At 39.3% G+C, this 16,619-nt stretch carries 13 protein-coding genes; 10 read left to right on the top strand and 3 right to left on the bottom strand.

What is annotated here, in order from left to right; genetic code table 11:
- Positions 1-2 precede the first annotated feature (2 nt).
- Positions 3-1,148 (top strand): FtsX-like permease family protein, encoded by a 1,146-nt coding sequence (locus ACYVQ1_RS05025; protein ID WP_461250043.1) that lies wholly within the window; start codon positions 3-5, stop codon positions 1,146-1,148.
- Positions 1,149-1,463: 315 nt separating this feature from the next.
- Positions 1,464-1,724, top strand: a complete 261-nt coding sequence (locus tag ACYVQ1_RS05030; protein ID WP_002888017.1) for a SemiSWEET family transporter — start codon at positions 1,464-1,466, stop codon at positions 1,722-1,724.
- Positions 1,725-1,829: 105 nt separating this feature from the next.
- Here the strand turns inward: ACYVQ1_RS05030 and ACYVQ1_RS05035 are convergent, their stop codons facing one another.
- Positions 1,830-2,312 carry a glutathione peroxidase gene (locus ACYVQ1_RS05035; RefSeq protein ID WP_461250044.1) on the bottom strand — a complete coding sequence of 161 codons (483 nt, stop codon included), beginning with the start codon at positions 2,310-2,312 and terminating at the stop codon, positions 1,830-1,832.
- Positions 2,313-2,694: 382 nt separating this feature from the next.
- Here ACYVQ1_RS05035 and ACYVQ1_RS05040 point away from each other — a divergent pair, with 382 nt between their 5' ends.
- The 5 genes from ACYVQ1_RS05040 (at position 2,695) to ACYVQ1_RS05060 (ending at position 6,806) form a co-directional block, all read left to right on the top strand.
- The gene (locus ACYVQ1_RS05040) at positions 2,695-3,693 is read left to right on the top strand and encodes a uroporphyrinogen decarboxylase family protein (protein WP_461250045.1); all 999 of its coding nucleotides are present in this window, start codon (positions 2,695-2,697) and stop codon (positions 3,691-3,693) included.
- An 18-nt stretch (positions 3,694-3,711) separates the two neighbouring features.
- Positions 3,712-4,578, top strand: a complete 867-nt coding sequence (locus ACYVQ1_RS05045; protein WP_461250046.1) for a transporter substrate-binding domain-containing protein — start codon at positions 3,712-3,714, stop codon at positions 4,576-4,578.
- Positions 4,579-4,647: 69 nt separating this feature from the next.
- Positions 4,648-5,340: an amino acid ABC transporter permease gene (locus ACYVQ1_RS05050; protein WP_461250047.1), complete on the top strand. Its 693-nt coding sequence runs from the start codon at positions 4,648-4,650 to the stop codon at positions 5,338-5,340.
- A gap of 3 nt (positions 5,341-5,343) precedes the next feature.
- Entirely contained in the window at positions 5,344-6,030 is a 687-nt protein-coding gene (locus ACYVQ1_RS05055) for an amino acid ABC transporter permease (protein ID WP_104021142.1), read from the top strand.
- An 11-nt stretch (positions 6,031-6,041) separates the two neighbouring features.
- Positions 6,042-6,806: an amino acid ABC transporter ATP-binding protein gene (locus ACYVQ1_RS05060; RefSeq protein WP_002885262.1), complete on the top strand. Its 765-nt coding sequence runs from the start codon at positions 6,042-6,044 to the stop codon at positions 6,804-6,806.
- A 70-nt stretch (positions 6,807-6,876) separates the two neighbouring features.
- Here the strand turns inward: ACYVQ1_RS05060 and ACYVQ1_RS05065 are convergent, their stop codons facing one another.
- A complete protein-coding gene (locus ACYVQ1_RS05065; protein WP_461250048.1) occupies positions 6,877-8,022 on the bottom strand; it encodes a hypothetical protein in 1,146 nt (381 codons plus the stop codon).
- A gap of 333 nt (positions 8,023-8,355) precedes the next feature.
- Positions 8,356-11,502: a KxYKxGKxW signal peptide domain-containing protein gene (locus ACYVQ1_RS05070; RefSeq protein WP_461250049.1), complete on the bottom strand. Its 3,147-nt coding sequence runs from the start codon at positions 11,500-11,502 to the stop codon at positions 8,356-8,358.
- A gap of 325 nt (positions 11,503-11,827) precedes the next feature.
- Between ACYVQ1_RS05070 and ACYVQ1_RS05075 the strand changes: the two genes are divergently transcribed.
- The 3 genes from ACYVQ1_RS05075 to ACYVQ1_RS05085 all read left to right on the top strand — a co-directional run bounded on the left by ACYVQ1_RS05075 (position 11,828) and on the right by ACYVQ1_RS05085 (position 16,565).
- On the top strand, positions 11,828-13,213 hold the full coding sequence (locus ACYVQ1_RS05075) for an amino acid permease (protein WP_037602195.1): 1,386 nt from the start codon (positions 11,828-11,830) through the stop codon (positions 13,211-13,213).
- A 73-nt stretch (positions 13,214-13,286) separates the two neighbouring features.
- Complete coding sequence (locus ACYVQ1_RS05080; RefSeq protein ID WP_461250050.1) at positions 13,287-13,730, top strand: ASCH domain-containing protein; 444 nt, start codon at positions 13,287-13,289, stop codon at positions 13,728-13,730.
- Between the two features lie 120 nt (positions 13,731-13,850).
- A complete protein-coding gene (locus tag ACYVQ1_RS05085; RefSeq protein ID WP_461250051.1) occupies positions 13,851-16,565 on the top strand; it encodes a carbohydrate-binding domain-containing protein in 2,715 nt (904 codons plus the stop codon).
- Positions 16,566-16,619 lie beyond the last annotated feature (54 nt).

Raw genomic sequence — 16,619 nt, forward strand, 5'->3', positions numbered from 1 at the left:
CCATGTTTTCAGTAAAAGATATTCGAAAATTAGTTGTCGTCAGTATTATTGGGACTTGTGCCGTCTTTGTAGCCAATCTTTTCTTGAATTTTTACCTTGATATCGAGCCGTTGGAGATTTCTAAAACCAATCCGATGATTACGACCTATTATGATGCCCAGGTTTCGCTATCTTGGATGGTGGCCATGGTCAGTGGGGTTGTCTTGTCCTTGACATCGATCCTTCTCATGTGTTTTTATATCAAACAATTTGTCGATGACCACAAGGAACAATTAGGGATTTTAAAGGCTTTAGGCTATAGCAATGGCCAGTTGGCGAAACGATTTTGGGCTTTTGGACTCAGTTTTGGAGTTGGAGCACTTCTTGGCTATTTCGCGTCTTTTCTAATGATGGGTCATTTTTATGACTTTCGCAATGAGAAGGGGATTCTGCCAGACATTACCATTCATTTTCACTGGCAGCTCTTGTTCGCTTTGGTGATGCTGCCAACGACCTTCTTTATGGTCCTTGCGATTGGCTATGCTAGAAGACAACTACAAACGCCGGCCCTTCGCTTATTGAAAAAATCTCCAACACCGATTAAGGTCAAAAGGAGAAAGAGGGCTCCTAAGAAAGAGAAATCCTTCCTAAAAGAGCTGTCTTCGTCGCTGATTTTGGGGAGAAAATCGATCTTGTTTTTTGTGGTCTTTGGCTCCATGTGTTTTGCAGCCATGGTTCAATTGTCCTTTGGCCTAAGGGACTACACAGATGACATCATCCAAACCATGATGATTATGATTGGCCTGATTCTTTCTTTCTCGATTCTCTTTTTGTCATTGGGGATTGTGGTCTCAGAAAGTCGCGAAACCTTAGCCTTGATGAAGGCTTTTGGCTACACCGATCGTGAATGCCAAAGTCATATTCTCGCTCCCTATCGTTTCTGGGCTTATCTAGGATTCATTCTTGGAACGGTTTATCAATATGGCATCATGGAAATCTTGATTGGTGTGATCAAAGACACGGTACCTGAAAAGATTGAGCACAACTTTGACTGGAATGTGTGCTTTTGGACTTTGATTGGTTTTGGGGTGGTTTATGAAAGCCTCTTTTATCTATCCAACAGAAAACTCCAAAAACAAACCATCAAAGAAGTACTCTTAGCTGAATGATTTCGTTATAATCAATCATAAAGAGTCTATTATTCTAAGGATCAAAAGATAATATTATGAAAAATTGACCTCTTAAAAAGGTCTTTTTTTTCTTATGAAAACGCTACATAAGAGACTAAATTCACTATCACAATCTTGTGACCAATCACAATCTTGTGATAGTTTACATCTTATTAACATTGCCCCAAAATTCTTGAATTCTCTATTGTAAAAGCGTAAGATAGACACTGTTTTAATTCTAGTGCATTAAAACATGTCTTGAGAATCTTATCATCAGGTTCAAGGCAAAAGAATTTTATAAAAGAGGAGTCTCGAATGTCAGATAAACAAATGAAAACCCTTGGTTGGGTAGCAACCTTTATGTCAGTAATGATGTACGTATCTTACGTACCACAAATCATGGACAATTTGTCTGGTCATAAAGGAAACTTTATCCAACCTTTGGTAGCGGCTATCAACTGTAGCCTTTGGGTTTACTATGGTCTCTTTAAAAAAGAACGTGACCTTCCCCTTGCTGCTGCAAATGCGCCAGGTATCATCTTTGGATTGATTACAGCATTGACAGCTTTGTTCTAAAATAAAGCGAAATTTCTTTCTATACTATTTTTCTTAACGCAGAAAACGAGAGCAGAACTAGCGACAGTCAGAGATTGTCGTTCTAGTTTTACTCTCGTTTTATTTTTAGTTATTAAGAAGAACTTTGATAGCATCTTCCATTTTTAGTGGATCAGTTTTGGAAGAAAAGCGTTCTACGACTTTACCTTCACGGTTAATCAGAAACTTAGCAAAGTTCCATTCAATTCTAGCCCCAAGGGGTCTGGATTTTTCTTTTTTAAGCCAATCAAAAAGTGGCTCTGCTTCCTTACCATTGACCTTGATTTTGGCAAAACGAGGGAAGGTCGTATGGTAATTAAGGGTGCAAAAGCTATTGATTTCTTCAGCACTACCAGGTGCCTGTCCCATAAACTGATTACAAGGAAAATCAAGAATCTCGAAACCTTGGTCTTTGTATTTGTCATAAAGTTCCTGCAAGCCCTGATATTGTGGCGTCAAACCATATCCTGTTGCTGTATTGACGATTAAGACGACCTTGCCCTTATAGTCCTGGAGAGACACGGGTTGGTCAGCTTGATCTGAAACTGTAAAATCGTATAAGGATGTCATAGAAAATCTCCTTTTATTTGTTTGAGACTATTATAGCAAAGTTAGTCAGAGAAGTGATTCTCCAGGAAGACTAGAGACTAAATTATGTTTGTGATAGTAATTCTCTATCTTGGTGTTAAGAATTACTTATAGCTGATGGTAATAATACTATGTAGGCATATATGCTTAAAAGAAGTAACAATAGGATTTAACGTAATTTAGATTACTATATCATAAATTTTATTTATGGCTAGGGATAACATTTCTTTATTTTTCGGATGTGATAATCTCTGATAAGATAATGTCATTCAGTTTTGAAGCAACCAATGATAATAAGAGATTATAGTATTTTAGGTGAATTCATTGAGTTGTTGATTTTAGGATAAAAGAAAAGGAGATTCTTATGTCAGAAAAAAGAGAGTTAGTTTTGAAAGCATTTCGTGGAGAAAGTGTCGATCGTGTTCCAGTAGGATTTTGGCATCATTTTACGACTGAAGACGAGTGGTTACATGGTTTTGAAAATCCAGGAATTATTGATAAGAATAAGGCTGGTCATAAAAAATTTATTGCAGAAGTCAAACCTGATTTTGTTAAATTGATGAGTGATGGTTTCTTTGCATACCCACAGCCTGCTTTTAAAGATTTTAAGACAATTAGTGATTTGCAAACGATTGAACCTTTAGGTGCAAATCATCCTTGGATTTCTGCACAAGTCGAACTTGTTAAAAGTCTGATTGCTGATTTTCCTGAAGATATTGTTGCAATTTACAATATCTTCGCTCCGGTCACTTATTTAAAATGGTTAGTTGGAAAAGTTTCAGGTGGCGATGATCTTATCGCAGATTACATTGTGGAAAACCGAAAAGTTTTGAAGCATGTTTTAGATGTTATTGGCGAAGACATTGCGAGTCTTAGTCAGAGGGTGATTGAAGAAGCAGGTGCTGATGGTATTTACCTAAGTGTTCAAAGTATTCAAGATGAGCGAGTTAGCACTGAAATTTATAAAGAAATTATTGCTCCAAGTGAATTAAAGGTTTTAGAAGCAGCTAATGGAGCTAAAGGACATAATATTCTACATATTTGCGGATACGAAGGAGCCCGTAATAACATCGAACTCTTTAAAGATTATCCTGCTCAGGTAGTTAATTGGGCGGTCGGTCCTGAAGGAATTAGTTTGGCAAAAGGTCTCAACATTTTTAGAGGTCGCACAGTTCTTGGAGGATTTGAAAATGGAAAAGACGGTCTTCTATATACTGGAACTAAAAAAGCTATTCAAGAAAAGGTTAGGGAGATTATTGCTGATACTGGAACCCATGGGTTAATCATTGGTGCTGATTGCACGATTCCAAGTGATATTAACCATGAGCGTATTGAATGGGTACGTGAAGCAGCAATTTTGTAAGAAAAAGGAGAGATTAATATGAGTAAAAAGACATGGATTATTGGTGGAGCTGTTGTTGTAGCACTTATTGGGGCTACAGTTATTGGACGTAGCTTAACAGGAGATAAAAAAGCAAAATTAGATTCTGGAAAGGTAACAACATTAAAAGTTGCCCATACTCAAAACTATGTTCCTTATGATTTTGTTGATAAGGATGGTAATTCTGATGGCTATGAGGTAGCTGTATTAAAGGCAATTGATAAAAAGCTTCCACAGTACAAATTTGAATATACTGGAACAAGTGATGATGATCTTTTGATTGGTTTAGAGTCAGGTAAATATGACATTGGTACTAAGGGTGCGTGGTACACAGATGAACGTGCTAAAAAATTTATTATTCCTAAAGATCCAATTGGAGCAAGTATTATTGGATTTACCATTCGTAAGGATGATAAAGATAAATATAAAAATATCTCTGATTTTGCAAAACAAAATGGTCGCTTGGTGCCAATCTCACCACAAAATGCTCAGTGGAATGTTATCAAAGACTACAACGATGAGCATAAAGATCAACCAATCGAGTTAACATCTGCGGAATCTTTCCAAGTTTCAGATGCCTATGCATGGGTTTTGGAAAATCGTTATGATGCTTACTTTGATATTAAATTATCTTTTGAAAAGGCTGTAACTGATAAAGATGGTGCGTATCATCAATATGCAGATAAATTGACTTGGTTCCCTTATAAAGGAATTCCAACCTATCCACTCTTCCATCGAGATAGTAAGAACGAAGAGTTTTCAAAAGAATATACTAAGGCTATCAAGGAACTAAAAGAAGACGGTACACTTGAAAAGTTATCTAAAAAATACTTTGGTGAGGATGTCTTCTCATACGTAGACAAATAAGTAAATTGTAACGTCGTAAAAGTATGATGTTTTGATAAGCTTCTGAAGTGAGTTTAGTTAGGAGAAAATATGGTCAATTATGACATTTCAAAAGTTTTTGGAGCATTACCTGAAGTCATAAAGGGCTTACCAATGACATTATTGGTTATCATATTAACGACTTTACTTGGGTCGTTATTAGGAGGATTAATTGCTTGGGCAAGCCTTTCCAAGGATAAAGCTTTGGAGAATTTAGCTAAGGGATATGTTTTTATCTTACGCTGTACCCCACCTATTGTGCTATTATTCTTGGTATTTTACGGAGTTCCAGAATTTCTTAATTGGTGGTTGGGATTAGATATTAATAATTGGTCCAAATTGATATTCGTTCTTGTGACCATGGTTCTCCTATTCTCAGCAATGATATCAGAAGTGTTTAAAGCGGCTTATCAAGCAATTCCTAAAGGACAATTAGAAGCTGGGCTTAGTATTGGGCTTACTTCTGAACAAACCTTTGTAAGAATTATTGCCCCTCAAGCATTTAAGGTTGCTTTACCAAATATTACAACAGCTATACTTAATCTTATGCGCGATGCAGCTTTGGCTTATACAATTGGTTTTATTGATGTTATGGGCAAAGGGAATCTTTTGATTAGTCGCCATTTAGGAAATTATTCTTTGGAGACTTATACAGCTGTTGCCCTTGTTTATTGGGGAATAGCGTTAATTCTATCGTTGATTTCTAGGATAACAGAACAACAATTGAGTATAAAAGAGAGGTAAATAATGAATATTACTTTTATAATAGATACCTTTATCAAGGCTTTATATGGTGTTCCGGTAACTCTGGGAATCATGGTTGTGGCAATTTTATTGAGTTTTCTACCTGCTTTATTTCTCGCTTTAGGGCAGATTTATAAGTTGAGAGGTGTCAAGACTTTTTCAATTGTTTATCTTGCATTTATTCGTGCAACACCTCCAATTCTGTTAATTTTATTTTTTTATAGTTTATTCCCTAGTTTGTTAAATCAATTTTTTAAGGGAATTGGGAGTCACATAGATGTCTTCAAAGTTAATCCGCTTTACTATGCTTTTATTATCTATAGCTTGATGACGACAGGAAGTTTATCGGAAATCATTCGATCAGCATTACAAACTGTTGATAAAGGTCAACTAGAAGCTGCACAAGCCATAGGTTTAACAACAAGACAAGCTTATCTGAGAATCGTTTTTCCTCAGGCACTTAAGTCTGCTCTTCCCAATTTGTGTAACTTAGTTATCAATATTGTGAAAGGAACGTCACTTGTCTTTGTTATGACGATAAAAGATATTACCGCAATTGCACGAGTTGAAGCAGCATATGGATATCAATATTTTGAATCTTATTTTGTCATCTTCATTTTATATTTAATCATTTGTGGTATCATTCAAGTTCTCTTTAACCTTGGAGAAAGAAAATTGCAATTTACATAGAGGGAGTCACTATGCTAGAAGCTAAACATATATCAAAAACATTTGGAGATCGTCAGGTTCTTGTTGATGTTAATCTACAAGTGAAACAGGGAGATGTGGTTGTCATCTTGGGACCATCAGGTTCAGGAAAAACAACTTTCTTACGTTGCCTTAATCATTTGGAGAAAGCAGATGGAGGTCAATTAACAATTTCGGGTAAGGACTACTCTTTGGATAAGTTATCAAAGAAAGATATTTTAGATATCCGAAAGAAGACAGCTTTTGTATTCCAACACTACAATTTATTTGCAAACAAGACTGCTATCGAGAATATCTTGGAAGGTTTAGTGATTGCTAGGAAAGTTCCTAAAAGTGAAGCGCAACAGATTGCTGAAGAAGCACTTAAAAAAGTTGGTCTTCTGGATTTTAAAGATTACTACCCATCACAACTTTCAGGTGGACAACAACAACGTATTGGTTTAGCCAGGGCTATAGCAGTTAAGCCGGAGGTTATCTTATTAGATGAACCAACATCAGCCCTTGATCCAGAACTAGTTGGGGATGTTCTGGATGTCATGAAACAACTTGCTCATGAAGGAACAACAATGGTAGTTGTGACTCATGAAATGGGGTTTGCAAGAGATGTAGCTAACCATGTCGTTTTCATGGATGGAGGGCATGTCATTGAAGAGGGGAGTCCAAAAGACATTTTTTACAGACCAAAAGAAAAACGTACACAACAATTTTTGGCACGTATTCTTTCTGATGCTAGTTATGATTTGGAATATATGATTTAAAAAATCTACTGAGTTAAATAGGAATGAAAAAAACAAAGACGAGTTTAGTTAGTCTTTGTTTTTTTATTGCTTATAGGTAGTCTACTGCAAGAATAGGAGTGTTCTTTTTAGCCGGTACACGAGTTTTAACACCATTATTCCCTTTAGGGAGACGTAATTTTGTAGTTCCTTGGTTTGAAGAATTTGTTTGGTGTTTGTAGTTAACAGGGATACGTGTTTTCACACCGTTATTCCCTTTAGGAAGACGAAGTTTTTTAGCACTTGTTGGTGTAACTGGTGTAACTGGTGTTACAGGTTTTTCAGCTGTTCCTTCACTTACTTCCTTGTAAACATAAGTGATTGTCACAGTATTTGAGATACGAATTTTGTGTGACTTAATTTCTTGGTCATCAATTAATTGTAGCTCATATGTTTTACCATTTGCCTGGATTGTTTTAGGAGCAGTAGGGAAATAGGCGTAGTAAGCTAAATCAATATCACGTCTAACCATGTTGACTTGGATTGGAGCAATTTCCTGTCCCTTATCATCGACAAAACGAGCTTGTTGCTCGACAGTGGGCGCAAGATCAACATCATCATAGAAGTAGGTAACATCAATAATAGGACTTGAAGCAATCCCTTTTTTAGGTGCGCCGTAATTACTCTTATTGTTAAGCACCATGTCGTCGTATTTAGCAAAATACCATGTTTTTCCGTTTTCATCGGTAACCGTTGCTGGCGCAAAAGCAGCTGTGTCGTATTCAGTGAAAGCAGGAGTTTTAATCGTTGCGTAAAGCACATCTTTTTGAGAGCTGAATTGTGAGTAACTTGCTTCAGTTGTTCGACGGATGTGATGAATACGAACTTCTGACACGCGTTCATCAACTGTTGGTGTGTTTACAACTGAATTTGATTCTTCAAGATTTACAGGAGTTGTATTTTCAATTGCTGGTTTAGGTGCAGTTACTTCCTCACTAAGAACAGCAGTGCTCGCTGAGTTAACCTCAGTTGCAGGATTAGCTGTGCTTGCGGATTCGTTAGCCAGATTGACATCAAGGGCTGAAGCAGGGATGTTTTCAACAACTAGGTTTTCAAAAGAAGTGTTATCAAGAGCCTCTGTAGCGGGAAGACTTACTGATACTTCTTGTTCATCTGCAAGCGCAGTAGATGATAGCCCAAGTGCTAAAATTGCAGCACTAAGACCAATAGTGGCATATAATTTCTTATTCATATTCATTAATCCTCCTTGATATATCATGATTATAACAGAGGTTATTATAAAAGTCAAAAAAATTAAAGAACGCAAATGAAAATATTTTGTTTGATACTTAAAATAATTTAAAAACATGATAACAATAGTATATTACGAGTATTAATGTACTATTATATTTAAAAATTAGGTCTACTTATGATTTTGTAGAGATTCATAAAAGTAATATTTTTATTTAATAAAAATATTATAATCAGAAAACATTAATAAATAAGAAAGGATGCTAGAGTCCTCCTAGCCTATAATTTTAGTATCAAAAAAACCGAGACGTATGTCTCGGTTTCATCTCATATTATCTTATCACACCACATGTCCATCTTTATCGAAGGTATAGAGTTTACCGTCGATGAGGACAGAGCGGTTCGTGTATCTTTCCCCTGTTCTAGGATCGAAATAGTAGGTGTAGTTATCAACTGTGACAAAGCGCCCAAGGACTTGTTTGCCATCAGCGTCGAAGTAAAGGACTTTGCCGTCAACTTCTTGGAAGCCGGTAACTTTCTCACCTTTGTCATTGTAGTAATAGTTGTCACCTTTATCGTAGACAATACGATTGCGATAGGCAGGTTCACCCTTGCGGTCAGCAACTACGCCATTGTCATCAGCATTGTAGGCTCTGTCTCCTATGACAAAACGTCCTGTTTCAAGGTTTCCACTAGCTCGGAAGTAGTAGTCTTTGCCGTCGATGGTTTGCCAACCGGTAAGCGCAGCTCCATCGTTGCCATAGTAGCGAGTTGGGTAGTATGGATAGCGTGGGGAACCTTCATAATTGTATGATTTTGAAAAGGCGTTGCGTGTCATGATACCAGTCAATTGGTCAAATTGGTAAGTTTTACCGTTGATTGTAACCTCTGTACCTTTGGCTTGACGGCCATCTTCATAGAAATAGTAACTAACGCCATCAAAGGTCTTCAAGCCAGTGACCTTTTGGCCATTTTCATAGAGATAACTTGTGCCGCTAGGATCTGTCTGCAATTGGTCAAAGTGGATGGCTTTTTCTTTTGTCTCGTCAATACCCTTGGCATCAAAATTAAAGGTTACACCACGATAGGTAAGGGCCTTGTTAGTTGTTGCAATGGCAACGTTTGTGGTCACTTTTTGACCATTTGGTGCTGTGAAGGTCATTGGTGTAGAGTCGAAATGGTAGAGGTGTCCGTTAAGAATGTCCCATTCGTCAAAAGTTGACCATTGTGATTGGCGAACGCTACTATATTTTGATCCAAGAATCTTGCCATCATACTGATAAGGACCTTCTTTGATTTTACCATCAGCATCTGTGATATAGACGCCTTTAAGTTCATAATCATTTTCACCAGTACGCTTGAATTCAGGATAGAGACCGTTTGTCAAGAGTTTTCCATCTGGGCTAAAGAGCTGAGAGTTGACGACTCCTGTGTAGAGACCTCCTTTAAAGGCATCATTATCAGAATAGTCGCTACCATAGTAACGGTTGCCATCAACTTCAAACCAACCTGTCTTGAAGGCACCATCACTTCCTGCGTAGTAGATAGTTTCAGAGAAGTCACCGTAATGGTCAGTGGATGTATCATGATAAAAGGCGTTGCGAAGAACAGCACCAGTTTCGCTGTTAGCGAAATACTGGTTATCACCTAGGGTAAAGAAAGCACCTCGGACTTGTTGGCCCTTATCGTTAAAGTAGTAGAGGTCCTTGTTAATGGTTTGGAAACCAGTGACCTTTTTACCATTAGCATCATAGTAGTACCATTCTTGATCGCTACCTTGAACAAATTGGTTTCGATTTGAGGTTTGAGCAGTTTTAAGAGTCGCCACACCATTGCTATCAAAGTTATATACCGTACCGTTTAAGGTAAGTGAGCGATTAACCCACTTGTCACCTGTATTTGGATCGAAGTAGTAGGTTTTGCCGTCAATGGTAACCAGTTGTCCCTTGGCTTGGACACCATATTCGTGGAAATAAAGGTTCTGACCGTTAATGGTTTGGAAACCAGACACGGCTTTACCATCAGATCCGAAGTAGTACCAAGAGTTATCTCTATTAACGAATTGGTTAGTTACTGGATTTCCATTATCTTTATCTAGATAGTAGATATCGTTATCGTAGTAAAGGAAGTCCCCTTTGACTTGTTGTCCACTATTATTGAAGTAGTGAAGGTTGCCGTCCACCGTTTGAAAACCGTGAAGCGCTTTACCATCTTTACCAAAGTAATACCAATTCCCTTTATCATCAGAAACATAACGATTGGTTACCATAATACCAGTCTTAGGATCAAAGTAATACTGTTGTCCGTTTAGGTTTTGAACGCTTGTCTTATAGTCGGATTGGCTACGGTCTAGGAATTCGGTTTGGAAACCAAATGGGGCTGAGAAGCCTTTAGTTGCCTTGTAATTGTCGAAGTAGTACCAGTTACCCGATTTATCTGAGACAAAGAGAGAATCAGGTTGATTACCAGTAGCATCAAAGTAGTAAAGATTACCATTCTCGGTAACAAAGTCATCTTTTACCATCTTGCCATCTTTATCGAAGTAGTAGTAACCAAAGTATTTATGGTTTGCATAATCAAGATATTGGCGACCTGTCACACGACGACCATTGTCTTTATCGAAATAGTAGCTATCACCATTAATAGTAACGATTTCGTTTTTAGCTTGTCGACCATCTTCGTGGAAGTAGAGGTTAAAGCCATCAATGGTCTGAGCACCAGTGACGGGTTTGCCATCTTTGCCGAGGTAATACCAGTTGTGGTTATTATCTTCGATAAACTGGTTGCGTTTGTTCGTTTCAGGGAGAACTGCTGTCAAACGACCTTGGGCATCAGCATTGTAGGCTTGACCATCGATGTTGATAGAGGTATTGGTTACCTTACGTCCATTGGCTTTGTCATAGTAGAAAGATTGTCCATTTTCAGTGATAATCTCACCTTTGGCTTGCTTTCCATCCTCGTGGAAATAAAGGTCGAAATGGTCAATGTTTTGGGCACCTGTCAGATTTTTCCCGTCTTTAAGGTAGTACCAGTTGCCCTCAGCATCGCTCTTGAATTGACCGCCAGAAACGACAGATGTTTCAACAGTTTCTGGTGTTTGACTGTTTACGTCAGTGGCTGTGATAGCTGCTTCTGAAGTTGAAGTAGCAGTTCTCGTTTCGCCACTAGCCAAATTGTAAGTGCTACTTGCTTGGTCTTCTTTAAGGACTGGCTGCTTTTCCGTTGTAACATTAGCAGTTGTATCAGCTGCATTATTGGTTGCGACTTGATCAGCTTTTGTCGTAGCTATAGTTGTTTCTGTGACGACAAGATCAGGATCTTGGCTAACGCTCTCAGGTGTGCTTGCTGAGGTGACTTGATTCGCAGCTTCTTCGTCGGCAGAGACACCAACTCCAATCAATGAGGCACCAAGTGCCAAACCAGATACGGCAATGGTAACCCATTGTTTTTTCACTTTATGAAGTTTAAAATGAACTTTATTTTCCATAAAAGTTCCCCTTTTCCTTTTTAATGACCCCATTCTAACATCTTTCATTAGAAGAATCAAACGCATTTATAAGATTTTCATATTTTTTCTAAAAATTGAAAATTCTTTCGAGATAAGGATTTTAGAAACAAAAATGAATGCTAAAGAGCCACTTTAGCAAGTTTCTTTTGATAGAGATGTATGTAAAATTAAAAAGCAACCACTGGGAGTCCCCATTTTTGGCATAGCATTCAACAATAAAAGTATAAAAATACAGAAAGAGCTCCTTTTAGGCCAAGAAATATGGTATAATAGTTGAGTATTTCGCAAATAATGGAGTATAAAAATGAGTATTTTTCGTAAAAAGGATGTTGGTCTCGCTCAGACTGAGATGAAACGACATCTGACCCTTAGAGATGTAGTCCTTCTGGGAATCGGTGCCATGGTTGGGACAGGAATCTTTACGATTACTGGTACCGCGGCATCGACTCTAGCTGGTCCTGCCCTGATTATTTCGGTCTTGATTTCAGCCGTGTGTGTTGGGATGTCAGCTATTTTCTTTGCTGAGTTTGCCTCACGTTACCCATCGGCTGGTGGTGTTTATGGTTATCTCTATGCTGTCTGGGGGGAGTATCCTGCCTGGATGGGTGGCTGGTTGACCATGATTGTCTTTATGAATGCTGTATCCAGTGTGGCCTCTGGTTGGGGTGCCTACCTCAAGGGGCTACTGGCTAGCTTTGGTCTTAAGTTGCCTCAAGCCATCAGTGGACCTTTCAATCCCAGTCAAGGCACTTACATTGACCTCTTGCCAGTCTTGGTCTTGGTCTTGGTGACGGCTCTTCTTCTCATGAATTCTAAACAGGCTTTACGTTTGAACTCCCTCTTGGTAGTGCTCAAATTTTCAGCCTTAGCAGTCTTTATCTTAGTGGGTCTCTTCCATTTGAATCCTAGCAACTGGGCAGATTTTGCACCATTTGGCTTTGGGCAAATTTATGGAGGAAAGACAGGAATTATGGCGGGTGCTTCCCTCATGTTCTTTGGTTTCCTTGGTTTCGAGTCTATCTCTATGACAGTAGACGAGATTAAAGAGCCGCAAAAGAACGTTCCTCGAGGTATCGTTCTTGCCTTGATTATCGTGGCTTCACTTTATGCCGTGGTTTCGCTGGTCTTGACAGGAGTGGTTCACTATACCAAGTTGAATGTTGATGATGCTGTGGCTTATGCCCTTCGCTATATCGGTATTTCTTGGGCGGCCAACTATGTCTCTGTGGTTGCTATTATGACCTTGATTACGGTATGTATTTCAATGGCCTATGCCCTTAGCCGTATGGTTTATAGCCTGGCGCGTGATGGTTTCCTTCCTCAAACCTTCCAAAAGGTTTCAAAGACTAATAAGGTTCCACATCATGCGACGCTTTTGACAGGCGTTTTGTCAGCTATCTCAGCAGGTATCTTCTCTTTGGCCAATATGGCGTCCTTGGTTAACATTGCGACCTTGGCTTACTTGGTCCTCTTGGCTATTGCCCTCATTATTCTTCGTAAGGACAAGGGGTTGCCACAGAAGGATGAGTTTAAGGTTCCATTTGTTCCTGTCTTGCCCATTATCTCAATTATCGTCTGCCTCTCCTTTATGAGTCAGTACAGTTGGCAGACATGGTTAGCCTTTGGTTTGGCAGTGCTAATTGGGTCAGCTATCTATGCCTTTTACGGTTACAAACATTCTAAGTATTAAGATGAAAACGTTAGGTCTGATGATCTAGCGTTTTTTGATATAATGGAAGGAAAGTAAAAGCAGGAGTAGATTGATGAAATCAGACCAGATGTGGCAGGCCTATAAGATTTTAAATCAGACAATCGGAGATAAGATTGATGCCTGGGCCTTTGGCGTGGAAGCAGATTATTTGGCAGAACTCGTATTGATGGGGCAAAAGACAGCAACCAGTTCAGCTTTTGACTTGTATGCAGTGGGGAATGAACCATTGCCCAAGGAAAATGAACTGAGCGTCATTCTTGATAGTAAGGAGAATGCTATTTGTATTATTGAAACGACGAAAGTTGAGGTCATCCCATTTAAAGAGGTTTCTAAAGACCATGCCTACAAGGAAGGTGAAGGAGACCGTGGGCTAACCTATTGGCAAGAACTTCATGAGAATCTCTTTAGCAATTGGTTGGAAGAGGTTGGATTACATTTTAGTCAGGAAAGTCTGGTTGTTTTGGAAGAATTTAGAGTGGTCTATCCTATAGATTGAAAGTTCCCAATATCTTGGGGATTTTTTTACTTTAAGGAAAGATTAACTTTTCTTTAAGCCTTGTCTTAGCTTTCTCGTGTTTAATAGAGTCATCACAAAAGTAAGTAAGAGGTAAAACATATGACATACAAACATAGCAAACAAACACAAGAACGTTATGCCATTAAGAAATCATCAAAATGGAAAACAGCGGGGTCAGTCCTAGTAGCTAGCTTAATTTTTGGTAGCTCAGTCGTCCTAAATGACAGCAAGGTTTCAGCTGACGAGGCAAACACCGAATCAACACTCTCAACCGTTACGACAGGCGAAACCACTGCGGATTTAATTGAAGAAAGTACACAGACCGACAATACATCAGCTACTACTGAAACAAGCACAGAATCGGCTACAAGTACTTCAACTGCGGCTTCAACTTCAGACACTGATTCGTCAACAATAAGTACAACAAGTACGACAGAGGACACGATTGCTACATCAACAAGCAGTGAAACATCTAATCATTCAAGCACATCCTCAACTTCAGAAGCAAGTTCTTCAGAAACGGCTGAGAGCACAACTAGTGAAACGTCAGCATCTGAAACGAACAATGCAGATGAAAACACTAGCACTAATACAAGCTCAAGCACCACTGAAACCACTGCTTCCGAAACAGCTTCAGTTTTAACTAACAGTGCCTCAGACGCAGCTACTGAAACAACAACTGAGTCTAGCAGTACTGATTCAGATAGTTCAACAACTACAATTACTTTCAATGGGACAACTGCTGTGACTAGTGATAGTACAGCGGTAACGATTGAGGGAACAACAATTACAATCAACCAATCTGGTACCTACACACTTTCCGGTAATGGTTCAAGTTATACAATCATCGTAGCTGGTAGTGTGACTGATCCGGTTACTATCTACTTGGATGGTGTGACTTTAACCAATTCATCAATCACTTCAAATTCTTCTGCGGAGCTGACAGTGAATGTTCTTTCAGATAGTTCCATTTCATCAACCTCTGATAACGCAATTGAAGCGACTGGGGCTTTGACGATCACAAGTGGTACTGGAAGTACTCTGACCCTTTCAAGTACTGAAAAGCATGCCATCAAGGCTGATAGTGTGACTGTTGATTCAGTAACGCTTGATTTGACTTCTGAAGCTAAAGACGGCATCAATGCGACGACAGCTGTAACTATTAAAAATGCCACAGTCAACATCACAGCGACAGATGACGGTATTCAGGTCGAAGACGAAACTGATGTTAATAGTGGTGATTTGACGATTACCGACTCAACGGTAACCATTAATGCAACTGACAAAGGTATTACGGTTACGGATGAATTGACTGTCGAAGGCAATTCTAAAGTAACAGTCGTAGCAGGTGACGAAGGCCTTGAAGGGCGTTATATCAATTTGACAGGTGGAACCGTTGATATCACTGCTGGTGATGATGGTATTAACGCCACTGAGTGGACGACCAAGGACAGCGCTGATACTTCAAGCTTAACCAATTCGACTTCTGACTTGGAAAATGAAGTGGGCATCAATATTGACGGTGCAACGGTAACTATCTTGGCAGATGGTGATGGTATCGACAGTAACGGCAATGTGACAGTGAAAAGTGGTTCTCTCTACGTCGCTCAGACGAGTGCAGATAATGCCGCGATCGACTACGATGGAACAGGTATTATCTCTGGCGGTACTGTATGGGCTATTGGTAACCAAGGAATGGCTCAAGCCTTTACAACAGGTTCAAGCCAATCTTACATTATGGCTAACATCTCAGGAAGTGCAGGGGATACCATCACAGTCACTGATAGCTCTGGAAATGTTGTTGCAACAACCACGGCAACGTCTTCATTCGGAAATGTGGTCTTTAGTACTGAGAGCCTAACTTCGGGTGAAACTTATACCATCACGACCTCAAGTGGTTCAAGTGCCACTGCAACAGCTACTGAAGAAGGCACAAACAACGGTCCTGGTGTTGGTGGAATAGGTGGGTTCCCAGGTGGTGGCTTTGGCAATAGCTCAATGTCTGATAACTTCGGAGGCTACGGTGGACCGACTAGCTATGGCGGAAGCTCTACCAATACCGGAAGCGTTAACACACCATGGGGCCAATCTGCTTCGACAAGTTCTGAAAATACGACAAGCACAAGTAGTATAAGTTCAACAAGTCAGACGCCTAATACAGGTCGTCCAACCCCACCAAACTTTGCTAGTCAAACAAGTAGCTCAACGTCTCCAAATGTGAGTACCACAACTTCTACGACTGCTAGTGTCACAATGTCTCCAACTGCGAATGCCTCAGCCTCTGCGACTGCTAGCAATTCAGTAGCAACTAATGCTAACAAGTCAGATGCAACTACTCCGGCAACGACAGCAAGAAGCACAAGCCCATCAGGTCAAGGCTCATCAAGGACTAATGCTTCAGACCCTGAAGTAACATCATTGATGTCTGAAGTAGCAGTTGCAAATCAGTCAGCAGAAGTACATCCCGCACAGGCAAGGACAGATAAGACAAGTAGCACCCAACAACAAAATCAAGAGACTGCTGAGAAGTTGAATAAGATTCCTACTCAAAATCAAACTTCTGAAGCATCAAAAGGTCAGTCAGTCTTGAGTCAAAAGGAAAATGTTAGCTCAGTTGTAAAAACTAATCTTGCTCAAAAACAACATACAAGCTCTAAGGCTAACCAGTCTGATAAAAGTGCTCAAAGCAATCAAACAAGTAAATCAAGTCTACCAAATACTGGTGATGTGAGCAGCTTGGGACTAGGTGCATTAGGGGCTGTACTTATGACAACATCATTTGCACTTAAAGGAAGCAAGCATTCTCGTAAGTAATTCTAGTTAAGAACATAAAGAAAAACAGAAGCCCTCTTCAAAAAAGGAAAAGAG

The organism is Streptococcus parasalivarius, from assembly GCF_054785155.1.

Excerpts from the sequence above, each read along its gene's own strand:
- ACYVQ1_RS05055 (WP_104021142.1), top strand. The coding sequence starts at position 5,344 with ATGAATATTACTTTTATAATAGATACCTTTATCAAGGCTTTATATGGT.
- ACYVQ1_RS05070 (WP_461250049.1), bottom strand. The coding sequence starts at position 11,502 with ATGGAAAATAAAGTTCATTTTAAACTTCATAAAGTGAAAAAACAATGG.
- ACYVQ1_RS05030 (WP_002888017.1), top strand. The coding sequence starts at position 1,464 with ATGTCAGATAAACAAATGAAAACCCTTGGTTGGGTAGCAACCTTTATG.
- ACYVQ1_RS05050 (WP_461250047.1), top strand. The coding sequence starts at position 4,648 with ATGGTCAATTATGACATTTCAAAAGTTTTTGGAGCATTACCTGAAGTC.
- ACYVQ1_RS05025 (WP_461250043.1), top strand. The coding sequence starts at position 3 with ATGTTTTCAGTAAAAGATATTCGAAAATTAGTTGTCGTCAGTATTATT.
- ACYVQ1_RS05065 (WP_461250048.1), bottom strand. The coding sequence starts at position 8,022 with ATGAATATGAATAAGAAATTATATGCCACTATTGGTCTTAGTGCTGCA.
- ACYVQ1_RS05045 (WP_461250046.1), top strand. The coding sequence starts at position 3,712 with ATGAGTAAAAAGACATGGATTATTGGTGGAGCTGTTGTTGTAGCACTT.
- ACYVQ1_RS05080 (WP_461250050.1), top strand. The coding sequence starts at position 13,287 with ATGAAATCAGACCAGATGTGGCAGGCCTATAAGATTTTAAATCAGACA.
- ACYVQ1_RS05035 (WP_461250044.1), bottom strand. The coding sequence starts at position 2,312 with ATGACATCCTTATACGATTTTACAGTTTCAGATCAAGCTGACCAACCC.
- ACYVQ1_RS05040 (WP_461250045.1), top strand. The coding sequence starts at position 2,695 with ATGTCAGAAAAAAGAGAGTTAGTTTTGAAAGCATTTCGTGGAGAAAGT.
- ACYVQ1_RS05075 (WP_037602195.1), top strand. The coding sequence starts at position 11,828 with ATGAGTATTTTTCGTAAAAAGGATGTTGGTCTCGCTCAGACTGAGATG.
- ACYVQ1_RS05085 (WP_461250051.1), top strand. The coding sequence starts at position 13,851 with ATGACATACAAACATAGCAAACAAACACAAGAACGTTATGCCATTAAG.
- ACYVQ1_RS05060 (WP_002885262.1), top strand. The coding sequence starts at position 6,042 with ATGCTAGAAGCTAAACATATATCAAAAACATTTGGAGATCGTCAGGTT.